Source organism: Streptomyces sp. NPDC002130 (assembly GCF_040296465.1).
Classification (GTDB): Bacteria; Actinomycetota; Actinomycetes; order Streptomycetales; family Streptomycetaceae; genus Streptomyces.
In genome coordinates this window covers 1-1,237 of record NZ_JBEOXI010000999.1, presented here as the reverse complement: position 1 = coordinate 1,237, position 1,237 = coordinate 1, and the positions used below count along the sequence as shown (strand labels likewise).

Genomic DNA, 1,237 nt, shown 5'->3' with positions numbered 1-1,237 from the left:
ACAAGGAGAACCCCTCATGGTGGATCCGTCCCAGGAGCCGATGCGACCAGCAACCCCGCGACGACGAGGATCACCAGCGACACAACAGAAAGGCCGGTCCGTTTTGTCGGAATCACCGATGCAGTATGTATGACAGCCGGCCCACCATGGGTAACTTCGGTCGGAGTTAGAGCAGGATCGTTACCTGAGGCGATTCGCCTTGTTGTGAGGACGGGGACGCCGGCAAGGTCAGCCGTTAGCATCACGCCATGGAACTTGGGGTGCATTTCGCGCTGTCAGACAGCGTGGCAGCGGAACTTCTGGACGCACGCGGCGACGACGACAAACTCGGCGCAGTGGTCGAGGACATCGAGGAGACGGGCCGATCCGAGTTCTCGTGCGACACGGACAAGGCGTGGGATCCGATCCTGTGCGCCCTCTCCAGCACGGGGTACGAGCGCGTGTCCGAGAACTGGCCGGCCTACGGCGTGATCTTGGGGGACGACGACCTCAACACCGACACCGACGACCAACTCGTCACCTACCTGGCACCCGATCGGGTCGCCGAAGTCTCCTCGTACCTGGCGGAAATCACCGAATCCGAGTTCGGCGTGCGCTACGACGCGATGCCGCTCGACGACCGCAACCCGGAGTACGGTTCCGACGAGCGCGGGTACGCCTGGGGCTGGCTTCAGGAAGTGGCGGACTTTTTGCAGCGCGCGGCCCGAGAGCGTCGCCACGTGGTATTCACCGTGCGGTTCTGACAGTCGAGAGCCCACTGCCGAAGCAGCGCGCCCTCGAAGAATGAAAGACCGCTTGACAGTGGCGCTCAACTGCGGAGGACCCTCTGCGCGGGTTCTTGCTCTGACAATTCCTGTGCCGCAGCGTTTCTGGGTGACCGAGTGCGTGTCCTTCTCGCAGCCAGACCGAGCAGTAACGGAAACGTAACGACAGCCCGCGCGCTTCTCTGGCATTCACGATCTCGACCAGCAGTTTCACTGAAACAGTTTATTTTTCAACGGATTTCCAGTAGTGAGCTGCATCTCAAACCAACCCAGTGGATTGCTCATTGTTTGCGACATGGCGTTGACTGTTACCGGAAGAATCAGACAAAGTGGCCCGTGGAGGCGCAACTCGAGTGGGCCACCGACGAGGGAGAAGCCGAATGACGCACCTACGCAAGATGATTACCGCGGCCGCATTGATACCTGCCGGTATCGCAGCCATCGCACTCAGCGGCGCGGGCGCAGCATCAGCT

General features: G+C 61.0%; 1 protein-coding gene. It reads left to right on the top strand.

Going from position 1 to position 1,237, the window contains the following annotated elements; genetic code table 11:
- Positions 1–248: 248 nt before the first annotated feature.
- On the top strand, positions 249–743 hold the full coding sequence (locus ABT116_RS47800; protein ID WP_298776617.1) for a DUF1877 family protein: 495 nt from the start codon (positions 249–251) through the stop codon (positions 741–743).
- Positions 744–1,237: the final 494 nt, after the last annotated feature.